Below are 22,808 nucleotides of genomic sequence, written 5' to 3'. Positions count from 1 at the left end.
GATGACGGTGATAGATCCGTATGAGGTTCTGGGCGTTGAAAGGAACGCTTCGGACGAGGATATTCGCCGTGCCTTCCGCAAGCTCGCGAAAGAGCTGCATCCCGACCTTAATCCACAGGATCAGACGGCGTCCGACCGTTTCCGGCAGGTCTCGGCTGCCTATGAAATCCTCGGGGACCCGCCAAAGCGGAAGCTATATGATACCGGACAAATCAATGCACAGGGCGAGCCTCGGCGCGGGTTTCAGCATCCGCAATACAGCGGGGCGCAAGGTGCGAGCGCTGGGTCCGGGTTCGCTGGCGGGTTTGGTTTCGGTGACATTTTTGACGAGATGTTTTCCGGACGCCGTAATGCCGGCGCTGGTGGCGGCTTTACCAAGCGTGGTGCCGATGTTCGCTATACCCTTGATGTCGAGTTCGTCGAGGCGATAACCGGCGTCAAAAAGCGAGTAACTATGCCGGAGGGCGGCGTCCTGGATCTGACGGTGCCTGAAGGGGTTCACGATGGCCAGGTTCTGCGCCTAAAGGGCAAAGGCGGTCCAGGCCTTGGGGGCGGTCAGCCGGGCGACGCGCTGGTGGAAATCAAGGTTCGGCCGCACACACGATTCCGGCGTGTTGACGATGATATTCACATCGACGTTCCGATTACGATCGACGAGGCTGTTTTGGGGGGCAAAATCGAAGTCGCCACCATTAATGGCCGCGTTCAGCTCACGTTGCCTAAGGGTACGTCAGGCGGACGGGTATTTCGTCTCAAGGGGAAGGGTGTAAAGAACCGTCAGACCGGTCATACGGGCGATCAAATGGTGACGGTACGCATCGTGCTCCCGAATGAGATCGATGACGAGCTAAGCTATTTCTTCACGGTCTGGCGGCAGAAGCATCGCTACGATCCAGGGCCGCGCTAATACACCGGTGGTGTCAGGTTTCAACGCGGATATCGTTGGTGGTCACGATGCGCACGTCTCCGGCCTTCAGGGTTAGAGCCAGTTCGCCGTTCTTCAATCGCAGGGCGTCTTCACCGAAAAGCTGACGACGCCAGCCCGTCAACGCCGCTACGTCAGGCTCGTTTTCGCGCGCAAGTCGTTCCAGGTCGCTGGCATCTGCGATGAGGCGTGGGGCCACGCGATGACGCGCAGCAGCCGATTTCAATAGAACTTTTAGGAGTTCGAGTGTGGCCGTCGCTTCCGCCGACAGGGGTTGCCCCTGACTTAGTGGCGGTACGGTCGACGGATCGCGATCGAGGCCGCGACGAACGGCTGCGACGATCTCCTTGGCGCGGGCCGATCGCGCGAACCCATCGGAGAGTGAGCGCAATCCCGAGAGTTGTTCTACCGACGTCGGCGATTGGTTGGCGATATCGTAAAGCGCGTCATCGCGCATAATCCGTTGGCGGGGAACGTCCTGGTTTTGGGCCGCGGTTTCGCGCCACGCGGCAAGCTCCATCAACACGCCCAGGGCCTTGCGGTTACGGACCTTGAGTTTTAGGCGCCGCCAAGCGGTTTCCGGGTTCTGCTCATAGGTTTCGGAAGCGGTGAGGGTCCCCATTTCCTCATCCAGCCAAGACGCCCTGCCTGTCGTCTCAAGCTCGTTTTTCAGATGCCGATAGATATCCCGCAGGTGCGTGACGTCTCCAAGAGCGTAGTTAAGCTGTTTTTCGCTGAGTGGCCGTCGAGACCAATCGGTGAAGCGCGAGGATTTGTCGAGGTCAGCGCCGGTAATCTTCTTGGTCAGGTTGATGTAGCTGATTGATTCTCCGAAGCCACAGACCATGGCAGCGACCTGCGTATCAAACACAGGGCTCGGCACGCGGCCAGCCGCGATGTGGACAATCTCGATGTCCTGACGCGCCGCATGAAAAACCTTCATGATCTTGCTGTCGGTCATAAGCGACCAGAGCGGCGTCAGATCCAAGTCCGGCGCCAACGGATCAATGATCGCCTCGACATCGTCGCTGGCGACCTGAATCAGGCACAGCTTGGGCCAATAGGTCTGTTCACGCATAAATTCCGTGTCGACCGTGATGAAATCGGCGGACGAGAGCGTGTGGCAGAGTTCGTGAAGGGCGGAGGGCGTCGTGATGAGTTTCATGCAATGTGGCATATATACCAAGGAAATCGGTTTGTCGCGGGCTGAACGCGTTATTTTCCCACGGGGATGGGTTTCAGTTAAGAGCCTCCATCGGCCTTGACTTTCGGCCACCTACATGCGCTGTTCCGCGCCGGATTTCATGTGTCGACACACCATGTCGCGGTCCGGGTTCAAGGCCGCCTCAGAGGCTGAGGCGGATTCCACCAAGTTAGAGGAATTTCAAGCGATGACACATCGCTATCGTACGCATACATGCGGCGCGTTGCGTGCCGCCGATATCGGGGCTGATGTGCGGCTTTCGGGCTGGGTTCACCGCGTACGCGACCACGGCGGCGTGCTGTTCATCGATTTGCGTGACCACTACGGGCTTACGCAGGTTGTCGCCGATCCTGACAGCGCAGCGTTCAAGGTTGCCGAATCAGTTCGCTCTGAATGGGTTATTCGGGTGGACGCCCGCGTGCGGGCACGGCCAGAGGGAACCGTCAATGCCGAGCTACCGACCGGCGAGATCGAGCTTTATGCGACCGAGATCGAAGTTTTGTCGGCAGCCAAGGAGCTTCCGGTGCCGGTTTTCGGTGAGCCGGACTATCCCGAAGACCTGCGTTTGCAGTACCGCTTCCTCGATCTGCGCCGCGAGACGTTGCATGAAAACATCATGCGCCGTCTTGCTGTCATCAAGTCGATGCGGCGGCGCATGGAAGATGCCGGTTTCTTCGAGTTCTCAACGCCTATTTTGACAGCCTCTTCGCCGGAAGGGGCGCGCGACTTCCTGGTGCCGTCGCGTCTCCATGTCGGCAAGTTCTACGCGCTTCCGCAGGCGCCGCAGATCTACAAGCAGCTGTTGATGGTTTCGGGCTTCGACCGGTATTTCCAGATTGCGCCCTGTTTCCGCGATGAAGACCCGCGCGCGGACCGGCTCCCAGGCGAGTTCTATCAGCTCGACGTCGAGATGAGCTTCGTTGAGCAAGAAGAAATCTTCTCCACGATGGAGCCGATCATCCGCGGTGTGTTCGAGGAATTCGCTGAGGGTCGTAAGGTCACTGAGACATTCCCGAGGATAGCGTACGACGACGCCATCGCCAAATACGGCAGTGACAAGCCCGACTTGCGCAATCCGATCGAGATGCAGGACGTGACGGAGCATTTCCGCGGTTCTGGTTTCAAAGTCTTCGCGGGGATGATCGAGAAGGATCCGAAGGTTCGCGTTTGGGCTATTCCGGCGCCGACGGGCGGCTCGCGTGCGTTCTGTGACCGGATGAATTCGTGGGCGCAAGGCGAGGGTCAACCCGGCCTTGGCTACATCTTCTACCGTGACGAGGAAGCGGCCGGGCCGATCGGCAAGAACATTGGACCGGAACGGTCGGAAGCCATTCGCATGCAGCTTGGTTTGAAGTCGGGTGATGCGGTGTTTTTCGCTGCCGGCACGCCGTCGAAGTTCTACAAGTTCGCGGGCGCAGCCAGAGACCGGATCGGTCAGGAGTTGAAGCTGATCGATGAGGATCGCTTTGCCCTTGCCTGGATCGTCGATTTCCCGATGTACGAGTGGAACGAAGACGAAAAGCGGATCGAGTTTTCGCACAACCCGTTTTCGATGCCTCAGGGTGGATTGGCGGCGCTGGAAGCGGCGACCTCGGACGAGGATCTGCTGGCGCTCAAGGCTTATCAGTACGACATCGTCTGCAACGGCTTTGAGATCGCGTCCGGCGGCATCCGCAACCATCTGCCTGCGGCGATGGTCAAGGCGTTCTCCATCGCGGGGCTGGGGCCGGAAGTCGTCGAGGAGCGGTTCGGCGGTCTTTATCGTGCGTTCCAGTACGGTGCGCCTCCGCACGGTGGCATGGCCGCGGGTGTCGATCGCATGGTGATGCTATTGGTTGACGCGAAGAACCTGCGTGAAGTCTCGTTGTTCCCAATGAACCAGCAGGCGCAAGATCTGTTGATGGGCGCTCCGGGCGACGTGGATGCCAAGCAACTCCGTGAGCTTTCACTTCGCGTCGCAGTGCCGCCGAAAGCGAACTAGCCTACGAAACCTCGGCTGCGGCAGCTCTTTGCCGGCCGCAGCCGTAGGTGCGAAGTGAGGGGCAAGCGAAGAACCGGATATGGACGCGATCGAGACACTTGCGCGCGCGCTTGATGATGCGGTCCCGCCGGGACATTGGCATCAGTCGATCTTTTCGTATTGTGAGCGCGGAACTGACGCGCAGTTCTGGGCTGAGCCCATTAATGCCGTCACGAATGGTGCGTTCTATGTGGCGGCTTTAGCGGCGCTCTTTCTGTGGCTCCGTGGGGCCGGTGGACAGCGCCGCATTGTCGATCTGGTGCTGATCGTTCTTGTGTTCGTCATCGGAACAGGAAGTTTTCTGTTCCACACGCTGGCGAACCGCTGGTCTGCGATCTCCGATACCGCGCCGATCGGCCTCTTTATGCTGCTCTACTTCGGCTACGTTCTGAATCGCTTTTTCCGGTTGAACTGGTTCTTGTCTCTGCTGGGCATGGCGCTGTTTGCCGGGATTATCTGGCAGACGCTGACGCTACGGTGTGGCAACGGTCCGTGTTGGAGCGCTTCGGTGGGGTATCTGCCGGCTCTCGTGGCGTTGCTGGGACTTGGTCTGGCTTTGGCCTGGAAGCGTCATCCAGCTTGGCGGCCGATCTTTTTCGGCGGTGTCGTTTTCGCCCTTTCCCTCACTTTGAGGTCGGTGGATCGCTCGCTTTGCGCTTCGACGTATCTGCAAGGCTACGGACGGGTGGGGACGCATTTCATGTGGCACGTGCTCAACGCGACGCTGCTTTATCTGCTGTTGCGCGCGGCGGTGCTTTATGGCGGCACGAAGGATGTCGACGAACGTAAGTCAACGGTATAGTTTGCGCGGCTCTCGCGGACACTCTTGTGTCGGTGGCGCAGGATGAGTATCGGATAACGCTTCGGCTTTGCGTGCCGAGCTTAGCGGACGTGGTGGAACTGGTAGACACACAGGACTTAAAATCCTGAGGCTTAACCGCCGTGCGGGTTCGACTCCCGCCGTCCGCACCAATACTCTTTGAGCTTGGAATTCATCGCGCGCGCATCTTCGACGGGTTGTGCGGGGAGATATCTTGCGTAGGCTCACAGGACTAGAGACTTGACCATTTCAGACGACGACAGCTTGGAGCTGCTCAAGGAGATTGGACGTATCGTAGCCAATACGCTTGAGGCCATGGGCAAGGCTATAGAGCCAGGCATGACGACGGCTGAGCTTGATCAAATTGGCCGTCGTCTGTTGGACGTTGAGGGTGCACGGTCAGCTCCGGAACTCGACTACGCATTTCCGGGAGCGACCTGCATCAGCGTGAACGAGGAGATCGCCCACGGTATCCCGGGGCCGCGCCGTATCGCGGAAGGTGATCTCGTCAACATAGACGTTTCCGCTGAAAAGGGCGGCTTCTATGCAGACACCGGTGCCTCCTTTGCCGTGCCGCCCGTTGCGCGCTCAATTGAACGTCTGTGCCGAGACGGGCGACGGGCCATGTGGACGGGGTTGCGGCAGGTTGGAGCCGGAAAACCGATCGCTGGGATAGGGCAGGCCATCGGCAATTTTGCTCGGAAAAACCGGTACACGCTCGTGAGGAACCTTGCGAGCCACGGCGTCGGTCTGTCGTTGCATGAAGAGCCGACGGAGATCGCAACGTGGCCCAATCCTCGCGAGTGTCGCATCATGGGTGATGGGCTTGTGTTTACTGTCGAGCCGTTCCTGTCCCTGGGTGCGGAATGGGCCGAAGACGGTGATGATGACTGGACGCTTTACAGCAATCCCCGAGCTCCGACAGTTCAGTACGAACACACCATCGTCGTGACGCGAAACGGCCCGTTGGTCGTTACAACACCGGGGTAATGGTCGCCCCTCGGGCGGCCGAGCAATGACGGGAGGTCCCTCAGCTTCAGTCGCGGGAATCCAACAACGCGAGGGTTGGGGCTAGGACGCCTTCGAGGAGGGCGCGTTCGGGGCGGGCGCGGGCGAGAACGCGGATGCCCATCAGGACGCCGAGGAGGTGCCTTGCGAGATCTTCGGCCTCGCTTGACCGTGTAATCGTGCCGCTTGCCTGACCAGCTTTCACGCAGTCGAGAAAGAAGGTTTCGACGCGTTTCATGGCTGTGGCGACGATTTTGCGGAATTCCGGATCGTGTGGGGCGACTTCGAGGGCTGCGTTCACGACCATGCATCCCTTGTGTTGACGGTCGCTCAGTGAGCGTTTCAATATTTCTTCGAAGAATGCGCCGATCGCTTCGCGCGGTGGCAGAGCTTCACAGCGCTGTATCCGGTCTGCGATGCTCTCCTCGATGTAGTAATCGAGCGCTTTTTGATAGAGGGCACGTTTGTCGCCGAATGCATTGTAAAGGCTTGCGCCGGTCAAGCCCGTGGTCTCGATCAGATCGCGGACCGAGGTTGCTTCATAGCCCCGGCTCCAGAAACATTCGGTTGCCGCGTCGAGGACAGCCTCTTCGTCAAACTGTCGCGGTCTTGCCATTTCGTCGCCTGCTCACATTTGCGCTATCAGAGTCTTGTCAGAAGGCTCGTTGCATTGCATTTTAGAACGATAGAACTAAAACACAAGCTACAGGCAGCACACAAGAAGCGAACCATGGCAAACGCTCCCGAATACGTACCTCCGAAGGTCTGGACCTGGAACAAGCCAAATGGCGGCAAGTTCGCAAGCACCAATCGGCCGATCGCTGGACCGACGCATGAGAAGGAGCTGCCTGTGGGGCGGCATCCGCTTCAGCTCTACTCGCAGGCAACGCCGAACGGCCAGAAGATCACAATCATGCTGGAGGAGTTGCTGGCGCTCGGCCATAGCGGTGCCGAGTATGACGCGTGGCTCATTCGGATCGGTGACGGCGACCAATTTGGAAGCGGGTTCGTTGAGGTCAATCCGAACTCGAAAATTCCCGCGTTGATGGATCGCTCGGGTCCGGAGCCTATTCGTGTTTTCGAGTCCGGTGCCATCTTGCTTTATCTCGCGGAGAAGTTCGGTGCGTTTTTACCGACAGAGCTGCGCGAGCGAACGGAATGCCTGTCCTGGCTGTTCTGGCAGATGGGGAGCGCGCCTTATCTTGGCGGCGGCTTCGGTCACTTTTACGCGTATGCACCCATCAAGATTGAGTACGCCATCGACCGCTTCGCCATGGAAACGAAGCGTCAGCTGGATGTGCTCGACCGCCGCCTCGGCGAAAGCCCGTACCTTGCCGGCGACAATTATACGATTGCCGATATCGCGGTGTTTCCTTGGTACGGCGGACTTGTGAAGGGCTGGCTCTACGATGGAGCCGAGTTCTTATCGGTCCATGAGTACAAAAACGTGATGCGTTGGGCTGATGCAATCTTTGAGCGCCCGGCCGTGACGCGCGGACGTAAGGTCAACCGCATCTCCGGAAGCCTGTCGAGCCAGCTCCACGAGCGGCACGATGCTGATGACTTCAATACGAAGACGCAGGACAAGATTGCAGGGCAGGAAGCAAGCGCGTCCTGATCAGCAACGAACGTGCGAACGGATTGAAGGCACCCCTTTCGGGAATTTTTTGCGAAAATGAGTTCGTCGACGATGCTGTGGAGACACCACCGCGTTGTTGATCGTTCTTATGCTGACTATGGTCACATATGGCGTGGCCATAGTCAGGATATTCAATAATGCAGTGGTTTTTCTCGCGTTCTGTTTTGTTCCTGCTGTTTTTTTCAGCGATGGTTTCTCAGCCCTGGAGCGCAGGCCAGGATTTGGGTCGCGGTTCGGCGTTTGCGCAGGATGCGGACGCCGTTGCCGCGAAAGAAGCATTCGAAGTCGCTAAGGAGCTTGGTACGGCAGATGCCTGGAACGCGTTCCTAGCAAGCTACCCGACAGGCTTCTATGCCGATATGGCGCGCGCTTACTTGAAGAAGATGGGCGGGCAGTCGGAACCCGCCACCGTCCCCGTCGTGTCGTCAGGTAAAGCGTCCGAACGCCAATGTTCTGAGCGCGCGGAGTTGCGCTCGCAAAGCTCCAGCGAGCCAACCAAGATCACATTCGTCAACAAGTCCGGGATGTATCGCGCCTTCCTGTGGATCGACTTCGAGGGCAATCTGCAGGACTACGGCGGCCTGAACCCCGGCGAGCAAATTACGTTCGATACGTATCGCACTCATCCCTGGATGGTCGCCACCGGTCCGGGAGACTGTCTGCAGATCTTCCTGCCTGCAGCCGAGCCGGCCACGGTAGAGTTGTTCCGTCTCGATGCGGATAACCCAAAGCCTTCAACACCGCCAAGAGCCAAGCCGACGGAGGCAAAGAAGAAGCCCCTCGTGTGCGGCAAGAACTACAAACTCCGGAACGGTGAGTGTGTGCTGCTCCAGAATTGCGGAAAGAACGCTTATCGCAGTGCGGAGGGTGATTGCTATTGCAAGAAAGGCTACCAGCTGCGGAATGGCAAATGCGTCTGGCGTCAGGACAAGCAGGGCTTTGAGGTAGAACCATGGAAGAAGCCGGGCTGCAAAACCTGGCAGGCTCAATGCAATAAGGGCAATGGTAATGCCTGCCGTAAGTACGAGGAAACCTGTCAGGTTAATTGAGCGACTGTTGCATCGCATTGACCGCTTCCAAATCATGTAATATCAAATGTTACATGATTTGGAACTCGAGAGGTCATGTATGCGAGCCGACGATTCCGTTAAAGCGATACTGGAAACGTTCTCCGATCCGGAGCATGTGGCGACATACGCAGAAGGGCCGCCGCGTTTTGTGCCGGGCTACAGCTCCCTTCATCGCATGACCGGGATCATGCTTGCGGAGAAGGCTCCCGCGGATGCGCGTGTGCTCGTCCTTGGTGCTGGGGGTGGTCTTGAGATCAAAGCACTGGCTGAGGAACAGCCGGGTTGGTCATTCGTCGGGGTCGATCCGTCGGCAGAGATGCTGAAACTGGCCGAACACATGCTGAAAGACCATTCACCGCGTGTGCATCTGATACAGGGATATATCGACGACGCGCCGGATGGGCCTTTCGACGCCGCGACGTGCCTGCTGACTTTGCATTTTCTCGATGCCGACGAGCGGCGGCGTACAGAGGCCGAGATTCAGCGCAGGCTCAAGCCCGGTGCGCCCTTCGTCGCTGCGCATTCGAGTTTCCCCCAGGGCGATGGTGAGCGCGGCCGGTGGCTGTCGCGATATGCTGCTTATGCGGTTGCCTCGGGCGCAGATCCGGAGAAGGTGGAGCAGGGACGTTCCAAGGTCGAGGCTAGCCTTTCCCTGTTCTCCCCGGAGCAGGACGAGGCGCTTCTGCGTGAGGCGGGCTTTTCGAACGTGACGCTCTTCTACGCGGCGTTTACCTGGCGTGGCTGGGTTGCCTACGCTTGACGGGTGTTCGGCGGCTAGGGGGCAGGTGGTGCAGGGCGGCGCCGTTGCAGGAAGCGGAGATTCTCTTTCCGGAGAGTCGTCAGCAAGACAGCGAATGTCGCGAGCACGAGACCGAAAATTTGCATCAGGTCCAGCGTTTCGCCGAACATGAAATGAGCAATGAGTGCAGTGACACCCGGTACGAGGTAGAACAGGCCGGCGACGGTCGCTACCGCGTTTTGGCGGATGAGCAGCATCAAAAGCGAGATGGCCCCGATCGAAAGGACGAGGACCAGCCACGCGAGTGCGAAGATGAAGTTCGGCGTCCAGTTCACTTCGCGCGTTTCGAATAACAGCGCGCCAGCGCTAACGATGATAAGGGCTCCGATGTACTGCCACACGGCACCGACCAAAAGATCGATGCGCGTAGCGAAACGCTTTTGGTAGAGCGTTCCCATGGTGATGGCACAGAGGGCAATCACGCTCGCCAGGATCGTGTAACCGTTGATGCCCGTGCCCGCAGAAGTTGCGAGATCAAACTTTGGGGCGAGGATTAGGATCGCCCCGACAAGACCGATCGCCAGACCGAACCAGTTCTGTGCCGAAACACGTTCGCCGAGCAGTGGCCCAGCAAGAACCGAGGTCATAATGGGCTGTAGCGATACGATGAGGGCGGCAACCCCGGCAGGCATTTCCCGATGGATGGCCCAGAATACTCCGCCGAGGTAGAAGCCGTGTATGAGGGCGCCTACGACGATTGCGTGCCCGCGTTCGTGCCAGCCGCCAGCTCGCTGCTGAAAAAATAGTGCAACGGGCAGCAATAATCCCAGCACGAGCAAGAATCGAAGCGAGAGGAATGTGAACGGCTCTGCGTCCGGCGCGCCAAGCCGAGAGCCGATGAAACCGGTCGACCAGAGAACCACGAACACTAAGGGCGCGACGCGCATCAACATCTGTGAAGTCACCACTCATGATCCTCAGAGCGACGGGGTGAACGTTTGCTCGACCGTCCATGATTCTTTGGGCTGACTGTACAGCCGCAGGAACAGTTCGGCGACTGCTTCTGCATCCTAGGAGCCAGGCGCGTGTCAGCCGATAGGGGGAGGACCTCTACGTCGAGGCCGGGTCCTAGGTTGGCCGCACGAAGACGTGAGCAGATTACGGCGCTTTTTTAATGTTACTCTCGCCCCACCTAGGGCGCTGCGCTGTCTAGCGATAAGATCATTCGTCGTCCGCATATCTTGTACACGGAATAGAGCGCGCATGGACTCTGCGCTGGTATCGAGCAGTTCTCCGACCCTAACCTTTTCGCGACGGGAAGGACGCGTGGTGTTTGTCGCGGCAGGCAACTGGACCGCCGCGTACGCCGATGCTCTTGAAGACCTTGTTGAAGGAGCCTCGGCCCGGATTGCTGAGGAACCACTTTCCGCTTTGGACCTGAACGCGGTCGCGGAACTCGACACCTTTGGCGCCGTCTTTCTAGAGCGGTTGCGGCACCAGGGTGGTAGGCTTGAAAAGAATATCCCAGTCAATGGCCTCGCTGAGCGCCTTCGCCCTCTTTTTGAAGAGGTAGACAGTTCCATAGTCGCGCCGCAGGCCGTCAATGTTCGCGGCAACGCCCTCGTCGACTACCTGTCAAATGTCGGAAGAGCCATAACGGGAATCTGGAGTGACCTCGTCGCGCTTGCTGCGATGCTTGGCGCGATCTGTGCATCGGTGTGGCGCATTGTTTTGCATCCATTGCGTTTTCGATTGACGTCTGCCGTTCATCATCTTGATCGCGTGGGTTGGCAAGCTGTGCCAATCATACTTCTTATTACATTTCTTATTGGCGGGATTATCGCCCAACAGGGGATCTTTCACTTTCGCAAGTTCGGTGCCGACGTCTACGTCGTGGACATGGTCGGCATTCTTGTGTTGCGTGAGATCGGCGTTCTGATTGTTGCGATCATGGTCGCAGGGCGTTCGGGAAGCTCCTACACAGCTGAGCTTGGCTCGATGAAGATGCGTGAGGAAATCGATGCCCTAGAGACTATGGGGCTCGATCCGGTCGAGGTGTTGGTTCTGCCGCGTGTCGTTGCGTTGGTCATTGCGCTGCCGATCCTGACCTTTCTCGGTTCGATGTCGGCACTGTACGGCGCGCAGTTGGTGGCGTGGCTCTACGGCGGAATGAGCCCCGAAATTTTTCTTACGCGGCTCAAGGAGGCAATCTCGATTACGCACTTCAAGGTTGGAATGATCAAAGCGCCGTTCATGGCACTGGTCATAGGGATTGTGGCGTGCGCTCAAGGCCTTCAGGTTAAAGGCAGCGCGGAATCGCTAGGATTGCAGACTACGGCCTCTGTCGTGAAGGCCATCTTCTTGGTCATCGTGCTCGATGGGCTTTTTGCCATCTTCTTCGCGTCGATCGATATGTGAGCCAAGCGCATGGATCCAATCATCAGGATACGGGATCTTGTGGTGGGCTTCGGTGATCGCACCGTCCTTGATCACGTAGACTTGGATGTGAACCGCGGTGAGATTTATGGACTGGTGGGCGGTTCGGGCAGCGGAAAGTCTGTCTTATTGCGAACGATCATTGGTCTTTTATACGCGCGGCAGGGAACGATTGAAGTTTTGGGCGTACGCCTGAATGGAGCGACGGAAAGCCAGCGTCGAGCCATCAATCGACGATGGGGGGTTCTGTTTCAGCAGGGTGCGCTGTTCTCCTCTTTGAGCGTTCTTCAGAACGTTCAGTTTCCCATGCGCGAGTATCTGAATCTCACGCCTGACATGTTGAATGACATCGCGCGGGTGAAGCTCGAAATGGTGGGGCTCAAGTCCACCGATCACGACAAGCTCCCTTCCGAGCTTTCGGGGGGGATGATCAAGCGTGCTGCGTTGGCGCGCGCCCTTGCTATGGACCCTGAACTTGTATTTCTCGATGAGCCGACGTCGGGTCTCGACCCCATCTCTGCTGGAGATTTCGACAGTCTGATCCGAACGCTTCAGAAGACGCTAGGGCTTACCGTTTTTATGATCACCCATGATCTCGACAGCCTCTATACGGTTTGTGACCGTGTTGGTGTCATTGCTGACGGCAAGGTCGTGGCGTCGGGGTCGATCCAGAGCATTTTGGAATCGCCGCATCCCTGGGTGAAGTCTTACTTCCGTGGACGTCGGACGCGTGAGCTTGGCAGTCATGTCTCCGATGCAGCCAGTTGAGATCTGAAAATGGAAACAAGAGCACGATACGCGCTGATCGGTTTGTTCGCACTCGGTGTGATCATTGCTGGATTTGGTTTCGTGTATTGGCTGCAGGGTGCAGGTGGCATTCGACAACGAGCGACCTACCAAATTCGCTTTGAAAGTCCGGTTTCAGGTTTGCTCGTCGGTTCGAATGTTCTGTTCAATGGCATACGGGTTGGTGAAGTGACGTCTCTCGATCTCGACCCCAAACAACCTAAGCAGGTTATGGCAACGATCGCTGTTGATCCGTTCACACCGGTTAAGCGCGACACCACGGTCGGTATCGACTTTCAAGGATTGACGGGAGCGCCTGTGGTTGCTCTTTCCGGGGGGAGCGCTGAAGCTTCAGTCTTGACGGCGTCTGATGGTAAGACACCACTTCTTCTGGCGGCGCCCAACGTCGGTGAGACGCTGACTCAGTCGGCACGCGACACCTTGTCGAACCTTGACAAAATTCTTTCTGACAATTCTGCGCCTCTGCACGACGCTATCAGTAATATCAGCACGTTCTCGCAGGCTTTGGCGCGAAACTCCGACAAGGTTGATGGGATATTGGCGGGGTTGGAGCGGATGACGGGTGGCACGGCTGGTAAGCCGCCTGTCCCCGTCTACAGTTTGACTGGTGTACGTGACCTGCCGCCGTGCACACAGACGATCGACAAGCAGCTTGTCGTTCCTGATCCGAGTGCGTTGATGTCCCTTAGCAACAATAAGATTCCCGTGAAGGGGGCTTTGTCCGATCCCCATGCGTTCGACAATGGAGAGCTAGCGGACGCTATTCCGGCTATTGTTCAGGCCAAGGTCATCGAAAGTCTTGAGAATACGAAGTGCTTTCGGTCTGTGACCCGGCCGATAGACGCGTTGGAAAGTGACCTGCAGTTGGTCCTGGATATTCGGACCTTCGCGATACTCGCCGGACCGGATCTCAAGGCCGATGTCGACATCTCCGCCAATCTCGTTTCGAGTGACGGCAAGGTTCTAGGATCGCGAGTTATCCATGAGATGGCAGGTCTAACAGCGCCGGACGCATCGGACGCTGTCGCAGCGCTGGATGGTGCATTCGGGAAGGCGCTGAGGGTTTTGATCCCTTGGGCGACGGGCTTGGCGCGTTCTGCTCATGCGAACGCGGAGCCGTTGCCTTCGTCGAAGGCAGGTGAACGCTGATAGGTGTTTGGTGGGTGAGTGGTCGTCTGCGGGTTTTGAGTGGCAGGCCGGGCGCGTCAACGCCCGGCCCTTCAGCGCTTAAGCGGCTTGTGCGTAGTAGGACTTGAGACCGTTCAAAACGTTCTGCTTGTCGAAATTTGCGCCCATTTCGAGCATTTCGTCAGCGAAGCGGTTGACGATTTCCGCGATTTGCTCTGCTGAAAGCTGGTTCAGGATGCCAATGCGTACCTGGACAGGCTCAGACAGAGTTGGCCAGATGCCGAAGCCTTTGGCGCGTGCATTCGCGACGAGGTCCTTTTCTTTGCCCCGCAGCTTGTCTGGGAGGTTCAGAACGACGAGGCTCGTCATGTCGGAGGTTACTTCGCAGCCCATACTCTCAACGGCCTGGCGCAGCGCTTTCTCGTGGTAGGCGTAGTCGGAAGCCTTCCGACGACGTCCGTAGCCGAGGATAATGCGCAGCGCTTCATGGAACGCGGCGATCGCGTAGCACGAATGCGTCTGGTGATAGACGGCATTCGGCACGTCCTTACCATCGACGATGCCCCAGTGACGCGCGTCGAGGATTGGGTGGTGCACGTAAGTGCGGCAGCCGCGCTTCTTGACCATATCGATGGCCTTGTCGGTGAAGCTCACTGGCGCGTAGGTGAGCGGCAGGGACAGAACACCCTTTTGCGGACACGACGCCCAAGCGACAACGCCAGGATAGTCATCGATGTTGAAGTCGGCGACGCCGAGGCTGGAGACGGCGTCAACGATGCCCATTACGCCATGCTTAAGGCAGGCATCTGAGAAACCTTTGAGGTCGTTGATGCGGCCGGAGCCTGTTTCCCAGTGCGCCATGAAGGCCCACATCGGCTTATGCTCAGCCAATGCCGCATCGACGGTTGCGCCCGTCACCGACTGGCCATGTGGCGTTTCAATGATGCTGACGCTCGCCGGCTTTGGATTGAGCGGGTCGGCGGCCAATTCTTCGGCAGTCGCAGCCTTCATGCGAATGGTCAGGCTGTCGATGCCGGAGAACGTACCGTTCGGGAACGCGACGACCTTGTCGCCTGGCAGGATCATCGAGAGCACGCAATCGAGACCGGAGAAGCCGGTGCCGGCGACGCCATACGTGTAGACGTTCTTGGTTCCCCAGAGGTCGCGCAACATCTCTTTGGCTTCGATCATGCCGCGCACAACGTCTTTTTGCATGTGGTCGGCAATGCCCGTCTTGGCGAAGCGTTCGAGCACGCGTGGATCGGTATTGCCCGGGCCCGGCCCGGCGGCGAGTGTTGCCGGAATCTCGAGGGATGGGTATATCGTCATAATAACCTCTGGTTGCATTTCGTTCGACAGTAGGTCTGAGGCTGTCCGCGATCATCCGATCTCTTCAGCTGCGCAACCCAGAAGAGCCTTGAAATGCGGATGGCCATCGGGCCGCTCATACTACGAAAGCCTAATGAGATGAGTTGCACAAGTGCAATTCTCGGGAATAACGCGCGACCCATTGACAGCTGCTTGGTCCGAATGGCGCGGTACCCAGGGAATTAACCCTCAGTTATCCCAGTAGATCGTGACATTTTGGCCGATAGCGATGCCCGCAGACGCGTTTTCGCGCCCCATACAACCTGCTGTTCCAGTTGCTGATCGTATGCGTGCGATTGTCGGGGTTTCGGCCGATTACGCTGATGTAGGCAGGGGCGCGGGTCGCTTGATTCCCGCTCTCGTAGGGGCCGCGCCAAGTCTGGGTAACCCGACCGTCGGGCTACTGTGGCGTGGCCTGTCAGTGCGTCGAGAGCCAAGCGCCGGTAAGATGTGCCATGTCTATCATCTACATCTAATCTGGGGCGGCTTATGGCTAAATGTGGTCAAGGGACAGAGGCCGTGAAATGTCCTTTTGCTCTATTTGCTCTATGTCACGGGGTGGATTTGTAGCGATCGTAGAGCCATTTCGCCAAGAGCACTAGGAGAGAGCCTAGGACAGCCGCGAGTATGTCGCGCAGTGAGATCGAGATTCTGTCGAGGTCTGGCCAGATGCCAAAGAGGCGGAACAGCATTCCTCCGACCAGTGCGCCCACGAGGCCCAGGGCGATATTTGAGGCTAGGCCGAATCCCTTCTTGTCCCAACGCACAATCAGGCCTGCAAGGCTTCCGCCGATGATCCCGATGATCACCCAGACGATGATTTGGTCGATGGAAATGGACATGGTTGTTTTCCGATAAGCTGATTGAGCTGGACGTAAAGTAATTTCGCTCGCGATTTTGACGCGGTCAATTCTCCGTATTCGAAATTAGTTAGCCGATCTAATTTTCTTAAATCTTCGGCAGGCTTGTCGGACACTTTCGTATTCAGATTGTCGTTCAGAGGATGTCCACCAGTTTTACGTGGTGGGTGTGAGGGTGTTCGCACGCTATTGCTATGGCTTTTTAAGTCGGCGTCGTAACGGCAGCCCATTGCGTATATAATTTGTTTCGTCAGGCGCGTGATTTTTGCGGAACCCTTGAACTCGAACGGCGTTCGGGCAGCAGGGAAGGGGATGGGCGCTACCGCTTCGAGCGGAGTTTTCCCATGCGTGAAAAGTATTCGGCTCTCCTGGCTGGTGCTGCGACCCTCGCCTTATCGGCTCTCTTTTTTCCTGCTTCTGCCCAGACGTCGGGTGCTGATACCGACACGGTATTGCCTCGACCTGAAGCGCCTTTCAAAGGCAAGATCGGTGAGACGTACAAGGACTCGACGCCTGATTTTCCGCGCCAAATGCGTGCGCCGGAGGGGGCTCCGAACGTCCTTGTAATTTTGCTCGACGACGTGGGTTTCGGTCATGCCGGAACGCTCGGAGGTGCGGTGAAGACCGCGACGATGGATCGCCTCGCACGCGACGGCATCGTGTTTAACCAATTTCATACCACGGCCCTTTGCTCCCCTACACGCGCGGCGCTTTTAACGGGGCGCAATCATCACAGCGTTGGAACGGGCGTTATTATCGAGATGGGGACAGGGTACCCCGGCTATACCGGCATTGTTCCACCTTCTGCTGCCGGATTGCCGGAGATTTTGCGGCTCAACGGGTACGCGACTGCCGCCTTTGGAAAATGGCATAATACGCCTGCAAACGAAATTTCGCCGGCCGGGCCTTTCGACCGTTGGCCCACGGGACGAACATGGGGATTTGAGAATTTCTACGGCTTCATGAATGGCGAGACGAGCCAGTTTTATCCTGTTCTTTATCAAAATACGTCACCCGTCGCGCAACCGAAGCAGCCCGATCAGGGATACCATTTCACTGAGGATATGACCGATCAGGCCATCGGTTGGCTTAACCGGATCAATGCAACAAACCCTCAAAAGCCGTGGTTTCTCTATTATTCGACGGGGGCGATTCATGCGCCGCACCACGTGCCCAAAGAGTATCGGGAGAAGTACCGCGGCAAGTTCGATGCGGGATGGGATAAGTACCGCGAAGAAACCTTCGCACGGCAAAAGCAGCTCGGCGTCATTCCGGAAAACGCAAAGTTGACACCACGTCCTGATGAAATTCCAGCGTGGGACGATCAATCTGCAGATGCCAAACGCATCTATGAGCGTTTGATGGAAAATTACTCCGGATTTCTGGAGCACACCGATGTTCAGGTCGGACGCCTGATTGATACAGTCCGGGCTGCGGGTGAACTCGATAACACGCTCATCTTCTTCATTGTCGGGGACAACGGAGCTTCTGCTGAAGGCGGATTAGAAGGAACGGCCAACGAAATTGCGAGCATAAACGGCATTCAACTTGGGCTTGAGGGCTTGAAGGAAAAATTCGACGAAATTGGCGGGCCGGAAACGGAACCGCATGTTCCCGTCGGTTGGGCCTGGGCTGCGGATGCCCCTTTTAAATGGACGAAGCAGGTAGCTTCTCATTTTGGGGGGACCCGCAACGGACTGATTGTTCACTGGCCTAAGGGCATGAAAAGCAAGGATGGGTTACGCACGCAATTTCATCACGTCATCGATATTGCTCCGACAATTCTTGAAGCCGCGGGTATTCCGGAGCCCACCATCGTCAATGGCGTTGAGCAGAAACCCATTGAAGGTGTCAGCATGAAATACGCCTTCGATGACGAGGCCGCACCATCTCACCGTACGGTGCAGTATTTTGAAATGCTTGGGAACCGAGGAATCTATAAGGACGGTTGGATGGCGACCACACGACACGGGCGCCTGCCATGGGAAACGGCAGGAGCTCAGGGAAACTTCGATTCCGACAAATGGGAACTCTACAATTTGAATGATGACTTTACACAGGCGAATGACTTGGCGCAGCAGTTCCCAGATAAGGTCGAAGCCTTGAAGTCCGCGTTCATGGAAGAGGCCCGCAAATATAATGTTCTGCCCCTCGATGACAGAATGTCGGAACGGTTCGATGTGACGTTGCGACCTAATCCGTTGGCTCATCTTAATTCGGTTGAATACGGAGCGGGTGTGACCGGGATAAATGAAGCCGCGTTCCTAAATACGCATGGTGTTCCATTCAAGATTACAGCGAATGTGGAGGCGAATGACTCGGATGCCGAGGGAGTAATTGCCGCTATCGGCGGTATCACTTCGGGCTGGTCACTTTATGTGGCCGATGGAAAGCCGGTCTTCACATACAACTTTTTCGATGTTGAGAAATATTCCGTTCAGGCATCGGAAGCCCTTCCGGCTGGCGCGGCAACAATCGAGGTGGACGTTGTGCCGACTGAAGCTGGCGCAGGCAAACCGGCGGACGTCACGCTTCGGATGAATGGTCAGCACGTTGGAGAAGGGCGGGTGGAGCGTACCGTTCCCTTTGCCTATGGGGTTGAAGGTTTTGACGTTGGGATGGATACCGTATCCCCCGTAGACAGCGACGAGTACCAGTCACCGTTTGCATTCACTGGGATGATCAAAGGCGTCACTGTAGAGCGTCAGCCGGAGAGTGTTTTGGAACGCGCAATAAAATAGGTTTGGGTTCGAAACGCACTCTTCAACTGGGAGAGTTGGTCCACACCGGCGGCATTATGTCGGTGTGGGCTCGTTTGTCTTGACCCTGCGAATAAGGTGGTTATCTAGCTTGGTGTGCCCGCGAGGACGACCTCGCGTTTTTCTGGGCGCTTTAGCCGGGACGACCTGGCTGACAGTAGAGGTCAGTCATGGCTCAGCAAACGGCGTGGATTATCCTTATCATTGCCGGCGTTATCGAGATCGGTTGGGCGATCGGGTTGAAGTACACCGAGGGCTTTAGCCGACTCGTTCCTTCGCTTCTGACGATATCGGCGATGGTGATCAGTATGTACCTGCTGTCGATCGCCGCGCGGCATCTTCCTATCGGTACGGCTTACGCCGTGTGGGTGGGTATTGGCGCTCTTGGCGCAGCAATCCTCGGAATGTTTCTTTTCGGTGAGTCTCGCGATCCGATCAGACTGGCTTGCCTTGCTTTGATTGTGATCGGCGTCATTGGTCTGAAGACGTTTTCGCGTAGTTGATGGTTACGTGATGCGTGCTTTCAGCCTGCCGGTCGCGTCCGCGCGCGAGGGCCGCTATGATCAAGGCGCTCATTGCCAGAAGCTGCAAAGCTGCACCGGCTAGGTGGGAGTATTCCCATTGCCGGCGCAATGTCTCCCAGTTCGGCGGAATGCTCGTCCAGTTCACGGTCGCTACGTTGGCCGGGTAAGTATAGATCCAAAATAGGGCCTGGGCGGCAATCAGACATAACAGAGCGAGAATAGCGAAGCCGCGCACATAGGGAGCGTGTCGCGCCAAGATGATGACCGACATTATCGCGATAAGTTGGAGAAACAGCACGTAAGCGAGCTGGTTCCAGCCGCGATAGGTTTGCTGGACCGTGAAGTACTCGCTGACCGATAGGCCGATTTTGTTGGGTAATTCCAACGCATGAGCGAGTGCCGCCCCGAGTGCGATGGCTGTTGCAAGCAGAGCGAAGAAAAGCGCGACGTCACAGCTTATCGAACGGCGCCGTATCCCATGAACGTGCATGGGCGAAGAACGTCCTGTGGATGTCTGCGTTCCACGATCAGTTTTTCTTCGCGGGTTTTGCGGTGAGGGCGATGCGATCGACGATTGCTAGAGCAATGGCACTGGCGACGAAGGCCAAGTGGATGAGCGTCGACCACATAATTTTGCTGTCCTCATACTGAGGCGCGTTGAGAAACACCTGCAGCAGATGAATGGATGAGATCGCAACGATCGCGGACGCGATTTTGACCTTCAAGCTGCCGGTATCGATCTTGCCAAGCCATCCGAGTTCGTTGTTGCTCGCTTTATCGAGGCGGCTGACAAAGTTCTCATAGCCGGACAGCATCACCATCACCATGAGGCTTGCAACGAGGCAGGCGTCGATCAATCCCAGCATCGCAAGGATGATTTCGTTGTCGTTGAGTACAAATATTTTCGTCGCGACTTTCGCGGACTTTGCGATGAAGGAGATCGCGTAGACACCAAGAGAAATGGCTAGGCCGAGATAGAATACGACAAGGATCCATCGGCTCGCTAGCAGTGAGTTCTCGATAAATGCCTCTATGAGGTCGCCCGTTTTGCGAGGCGTCTCAGGGGTGGGGTCGCTCATGCGCTTCTCCGGAAACAACAGCCCGCCCTAATAGCTTGCTGCTTTTTTCCAAACAAGCAGGGTGCGGCAGCGCGGCGCGCTCGCACTGCGTTATATTTCTGGCGCCGTTCATTCTGCTAGCGGCAGACTTTTCGCGTGCCGCCGCGACGGGCGAGGTCCATGTGGAAATGATCGTGGTGATTGCTGTCGTAGTTGGGCCCGAGCACTGTTGTGAAACGCTGGCAGGCGCCTTGATGTACAACGCGAAGGAAATCTCTTTCGTCAGGTCTCCCTCCCCAGCCACGCGTGACGCTGATGGTACGGCCATTGGAAAGCTCGAAGCCCGATACATCCAAAGCGTTGGCGTGGCCGTGTTCTGAAAGCTTGGCACCTGAAACGTGGTTCATGGGGCGACAGCCGTAAGAGGCGGCGACTTTTATGCTCACTAGGTCGGCGTTGAAATAGTGACGCGCGGCCGGAATAACCGATCGGCGGACCCAATCGTCGACTGGGTTGATCATCGGGCATCGCAAGAGGGCAGCGGGTCTCATTGCGACGCGCCCGTTATCGGCAGCCGACATCTCAAAGGGACGCTCCGCTCCGCAGACACTCGGTCCGCCCAATGCTGAGCGTGTCCGAATAAAGGGACTTTCGCGCACGACGCCGGCAGCCAGACACGCTCTTTCGCTCTCCGCGCGCCAAGGTTCGTATTTGGCGACGAAGTTCGTGGATGTGCCACAGCTGGCTGCGAGAAACGCAACGAGAAGGCAGACTGATATGTTTACGCTTTGTATACGGACTGACATCGGTGGGGAGTTTACTGAAATCTGCTAAATATCCGGTGAACGCCCACCTTCCCCAAACGATGAAATGACCTAAAAATCCGGCTTTACTTCGGCCTTACGGCGGCATGAATCAGTATGCCGCATTCATCAAATATATTGTTTGGCAACGCGAGAGCGCCGCTTATCCACAGCCGAATGTGGCGTGGTGTTCGCAGCTCAGGACTCTGGGGACCGCTTGTGCTATTTTTTCTCTTGTCCAGGCTTGCGATTAGGGTGCGGCGTTCGCAGGGTTCCACTGGATGGCTAACACACTCGTATTGCGTTGCAGGTATCGCGTAATGTGTGAGCGAATGGTGTAAAGGCTCCGGCTGTTTTGCTACCGGATGATCTGTCGACATTCCCCGCGTTTGTCTTTGACGGATCCCCATGGTGGCTTGGCTGGGGCCTTTACTGCGTTCGTTTGTGCAGGAGCCAGTCTGTCGAGGGTGTTGCCGCCCCGGTTTGTCAGTCGTTGCGCGAAAGAAATTCCAAGACAGCTTTTTTGTAACCCGCGTCCCCGACGGCCTTCATATGGTCGCGCCCTGCAATTTCGTAAGCTTCGGCCCCTGGGATCAGCTTAGCTAATTCAACTGCGGAACCACCGATTACATCGTCACTGCCGACGGCCACGAGGACGGGACACGAAATCCGTGCGATATCCTCTCGTGTTATGGGCGCGCGACTTGAGCGAATGCAGGCGGCGAGCGCCTTCAGGTCGCTTTTCGTCTGCTCGGCGAATGCACGGAAGGTTCGTGCCGTCGGGTTTGCAACGTCGTCAATGCTGTCAGCTTCGAGCGCATGGGCGATCGGCCCGGTTCCGGCCATCCCGCGGACCATGTTGAAGCCCAATCCGGCGAAGATGGCGGCGTGGACCCGCGTTGGATGCGCCAGGGCCAGGAACGCACATATGCGTGCGCCCATCGAATATCCCATAACATCAGCGCGTTCGATCTGGAGATGGTCGAGCAGACGGCGGCAATCCTCCGCCATCAGGGGAGCCCCGTATTGTGCTGTGTCGTAGAGCTTTTCGCTCTGTCCGTGGCCACGATTGTCGATGGCGATAACGCGCCTTCCGGCCTTTGTGAGGGTCGTGAGCCAATTCGTTGCGGCCCAGTTCATGGCGACATTGGATGCAAAACCGTGTACGAGCAGTATTGGTGGTCCGTGCCCTTCGTCGAGATAGGCGATTTCGACACCATCGGACTGGAAGGTCTGCATAAATCTCGGGCCTTTTTGGTTGAGAACGATGGGATGTTATGGTTCCCGGCGACGTAGCGGCGCATGTGTTCCCCTACCATCGCGATCGCCTGGCGGCTATCGTGTATTGGACGCAAAAATTTCGAGAGCAGCGAGAGACATGGCTGGCAATATCATTCCACATTTCGCTAACGATGAGGGTGTTGAGAGAATCTCCATCGGCGTAAAGGAATTTAACTGCATGGGTGCGCGGGACCCGTACGATCATCCTCACGTCTATCTCGATATGGGCACAGACAACGAGATCATCTGTCCCTACTGCTCGACGCTTTACGTTTATGATGCACAACTCGGGCCTGAAGAGAGCGTTCCGGCTGGTGCTATTGTGCACGAGGCCGCCGGTCGCGCGGCCTGAGCATTCG

22 protein-coding genes and 1 tRNA gene are annotated in these 22,808 nt (G+C 57.1%); 14 read left to right on the top strand and 9 right to left on the bottom strand.

The features are described 5' to 3' along the window. Position 1 precedes the first annotated feature (1 nt). Positions 2 to 907, top strand: a complete 906-nt coding sequence (locus K5845_RS06635; RefSeq protein ID WP_046479523.1) for a DnaJ C-terminal domain-containing protein — start codon at positions 2 to 4, stop codon at positions 905 to 907. A gap of 13 nt (positions 908 to 920) precedes the next feature. Here K5845_RS06635 and rnd read toward each other — a convergent pair whose 3' ends face one another. Further along, entirely contained in the window at positions 921 to 2,090 is a 1,170-nt protein-coding gene (gene rnd, locus K5845_RS06630; protein WP_046479524.1) for a ribonuclease D, read from the bottom strand. 226 nt (positions 2,091 to 2,316) lie between these two features. Between rnd and aspS the strand changes: the two genes are divergently transcribed. From aspS to map, 4 genes are all read left to right on the top strand, one after another. Then, a complete protein-coding gene (gene aspS, locus K5845_RS06625) occupies positions 2,317 to 4,110 on the top strand; it encodes an aspartate--tRNA ligase (protein WP_287958676.1) in 1,794 nt (597 codons plus the stop codon). A gap of 79 nt (positions 4,111 to 4,189) precedes the next feature. Then, positions 4,190 to 4,951, top strand: coding sequence for a ceramidase domain-containing protein (locus tag K5845_RS06620; RefSeq protein ID WP_287958675.1), 762 nt, complete (start codon positions 4,190 to 4,192; stop codon positions 4,949 to 4,951). Positions 4,952 to 5,034: 83 nt separating this feature from the next. Next, positions 5,035 to 5,121, top strand: a tRNA-Leu gene (locus K5845_RS06615). A gap of 88 nt (positions 5,122 to 5,209) precedes the next feature. Continuing rightward, positions 5,210 to 5,959: a type I methionyl aminopeptidase gene (gene map, locus K5845_RS06610; RefSeq protein WP_287958674.1), complete on the top strand. Its 750-nt coding sequence runs from the start codon at positions 5,210 to 5,212 to the stop codon at positions 5,957 to 5,959. 46 nt (positions 5,960 to 6,005) lie between these two features. Here map and K5845_RS06605 read toward each other — a convergent pair whose 3' ends face one another. After that, entirely contained in the window at positions 6,006 to 6,593 is a 588-nt protein-coding gene (locus tag K5845_RS06605; RefSeq protein WP_287958673.1) for a TetR/AcrR family transcriptional regulator, read from the bottom strand. Positions 6,594 to 6,707: 114 nt separating this feature from the next. Between K5845_RS06605 and yghU the strand changes: the two genes are divergently transcribed. The 3 genes from yghU (at position 6,708) to K5845_RS06590 (ending at position 9,446) form a co-directional block, all read left to right on the top strand. Beyond that, positions 6,708 to 7,595, top strand: coding sequence for a glutathione-dependent disulfide-bond oxidoreductase (gene yghU, locus K5845_RS06600; protein WP_287958672.1), 888 nt, complete (start codon positions 6,708 to 6,710; stop codon positions 7,593 to 7,595). A 158-nt stretch (positions 7,596 to 7,753) separates the two neighbouring features. Next, complete coding sequence (locus K5845_RS06595) at positions 7,754 to 8,665, top strand: VHL beta domain-containing protein (protein ID WP_090228042.1); 912 nt, start codon at positions 7,754 to 7,756, stop codon at positions 8,663 to 8,665. Positions 8,666 to 8,744: 79 nt separating this feature from the next. Continuing rightward, on the top strand, positions 8,745 to 9,446 hold the full coding sequence (locus K5845_RS06590; protein WP_046479531.1) for a class I SAM-dependent methyltransferase: 702 nt from the start codon (positions 8,745 to 8,747) through the stop codon (positions 9,444 to 9,446). Between the two features lie 14 nt (positions 9,447 to 9,460). Here K5845_RS06590 and K5845_RS06585 read toward each other — a convergent pair whose 3' ends face one another. Then, the gene (locus K5845_RS06585) at positions 9,461 to 10,393 is read right to left on the bottom strand and encodes a DMT family transporter (RefSeq protein ID WP_244464963.1); all 933 of its coding nucleotides are present in this window, start codon (positions 10,391 to 10,393) and stop codon (positions 9,461 to 9,463) included. Between the two features lie 295 nt (positions 10,394 to 10,688). On the opposite strand from K5845_RS06585, the gene K5845_RS06580 reads away from it, so the two are divergent. The 3 genes from K5845_RS06580 to K5845_RS06570 are packed head-to-tail and all read left to right on the top strand — an operon-like array spanning position 10,689 to position 13,817. Beyond that, positions 10,689 to 11,843, top strand: coding sequence for an MlaE family ABC transporter permease (locus K5845_RS06580; RefSeq protein ID WP_287958671.1), 1,155 nt, complete (start codon positions 10,689 to 10,691; stop codon positions 11,841 to 11,843). Between the two features lie 9 nt (positions 11,844 to 11,852). After that, positions 11,853 to 12,629, top strand: coding sequence for an ABC transporter ATP-binding protein (locus K5845_RS06575; RefSeq protein ID WP_287958670.1), 777 nt, complete (start codon positions 11,853 to 11,855; stop codon positions 12,627 to 12,629). Between the two features lie 9 nt (positions 12,630 to 12,638). Next, on the top strand, positions 12,639 to 13,817 hold the full coding sequence (locus tag K5845_RS06570; protein WP_046479535.1) for an ABC-type transport auxiliary lipoprotein family protein: 1,179 nt from the start codon (positions 12,639 to 12,641) through the stop codon (positions 13,815 to 13,817). A 78-nt stretch (positions 13,818 to 13,895) separates the two neighbouring features. Here K5845_RS06570 and K5845_RS06565 read toward each other — a convergent pair whose 3' ends face one another. Together K5845_RS06565 and K5845_RS06560 are read right to left on the bottom strand one after the other, a co-directional pair. Further along, complete coding sequence (locus K5845_RS06565) at positions 13,896 to 15,125, bottom strand: pyridoxal-phosphate-dependent aminotransferase family protein (RefSeq protein ID WP_046479536.1); 1,230 nt, start codon at positions 15,123 to 15,125, stop codon at positions 13,896 to 13,898. Between the two features lie 590 nt (positions 15,126 to 15,715). Beyond that, positions 15,716 to 16,006 (bottom strand): GlsB/YeaQ/YmgE family stress response membrane protein, encoded by a 291-nt coding sequence (locus K5845_RS06560; RefSeq protein ID WP_046479537.1) that lies wholly within the window; start codon positions 16,004 to 16,006, stop codon positions 15,716 to 15,718. A gap of 362 nt (positions 16,007 to 16,368) precedes the next feature. Here K5845_RS06560 and K5845_RS06555 point away from each other — a divergent pair, with 362 nt between their 5' ends. Together K5845_RS06555 and sugE are read left to right on the top strand one after the other, a co-directional pair. Beyond that, the gene (locus K5845_RS06555) at positions 16,369 to 18,765 is read left to right on the top strand and encodes an arylsulfatase (protein ID WP_287958669.1); all 2,397 of its coding nucleotides are present in this window, start codon (positions 16,369 to 16,371) and stop codon (positions 18,763 to 18,765) included. 188 nt (positions 18,766 to 18,953) lie between these two features. Next, on the top strand, positions 18,954 to 19,286 hold the full coding sequence (sugE, locus tag K5845_RS06550; RefSeq protein ID WP_046479538.1) for a quaternary ammonium compound efflux SMR transporter SugE: 333 nt from the start codon (positions 18,954 to 18,956) through the stop codon (positions 19,284 to 19,286). Here sugE and K5845_RS06545 read toward each other — a convergent pair. The 4 genes from K5845_RS06545 to K5845_RS06530 form a co-directional block, all read right to left on the bottom strand. Then, entirely contained in the window at positions 19,255 to 19,797 is a 543-nt protein-coding gene (locus tag K5845_RS06545; RefSeq protein ID WP_090228028.1) for a DUF1772 domain-containing protein, read from the bottom strand. The two genes, sugE and K5845_RS06545, sit on opposite strands and share 32 nt — an antisense overlap. 37 nt (positions 19,798 to 19,834) lie before the next feature. Further along, complete coding sequence (locus tag K5845_RS06540) at positions 19,835 to 20,386, bottom strand: TIGR00645 family protein (RefSeq protein WP_076605358.1); 552 nt, start codon at positions 20,384 to 20,386, stop codon at positions 19,835 to 19,837. A gap of 116 nt (positions 20,387 to 20,502) precedes the next feature. Next, a complete protein-coding gene (locus K5845_RS06535; protein WP_287958668.1) occupies positions 20,503 to 21,171 on the bottom strand; it encodes an extensin-like domain-containing protein in 669 nt (222 codons plus the stop codon). Positions 21,172 to 21,654: 483 nt separating this feature from the next. Then, complete coding sequence (locus K5845_RS06530; RefSeq protein ID WP_287958667.1) at positions 21,655 to 22,407, bottom strand: alpha/beta fold hydrolase; 753 nt, start codon at positions 22,405 to 22,407, stop codon at positions 21,655 to 21,657. A gap of 139 nt (positions 22,408 to 22,546) precedes the next feature. Here K5845_RS06530 and K5845_RS06525 point away from each other — a divergent pair, with 139 nt between their 5' ends. Further along, the gene (locus K5845_RS06525; protein WP_046479542.1) at positions 22,547 to 22,801 is read left to right on the top strand and encodes a zinc-finger domain-containing protein; all 255 of its coding nucleotides are present in this window, start codon (positions 22,547 to 22,549) and stop codon (positions 22,799 to 22,801) included. The last annotated feature ends 7 nt before the right edge of the window (positions 22,802 to 22,808 follow it).

It is taken from the genome of Filomicrobium sp. (genome assembly GCF_025698805.1).
In the GTDB taxonomy this organism is placed as follows: Bacteria; Pseudomonadota; Alphaproteobacteria; order Rhizobiales; family Hyphomicrobiaceae; genus Filomicrobium; species Filomicrobium insigne.
This window is presented reverse-complemented; position numbering and strand designations above follow the sequence as displayed.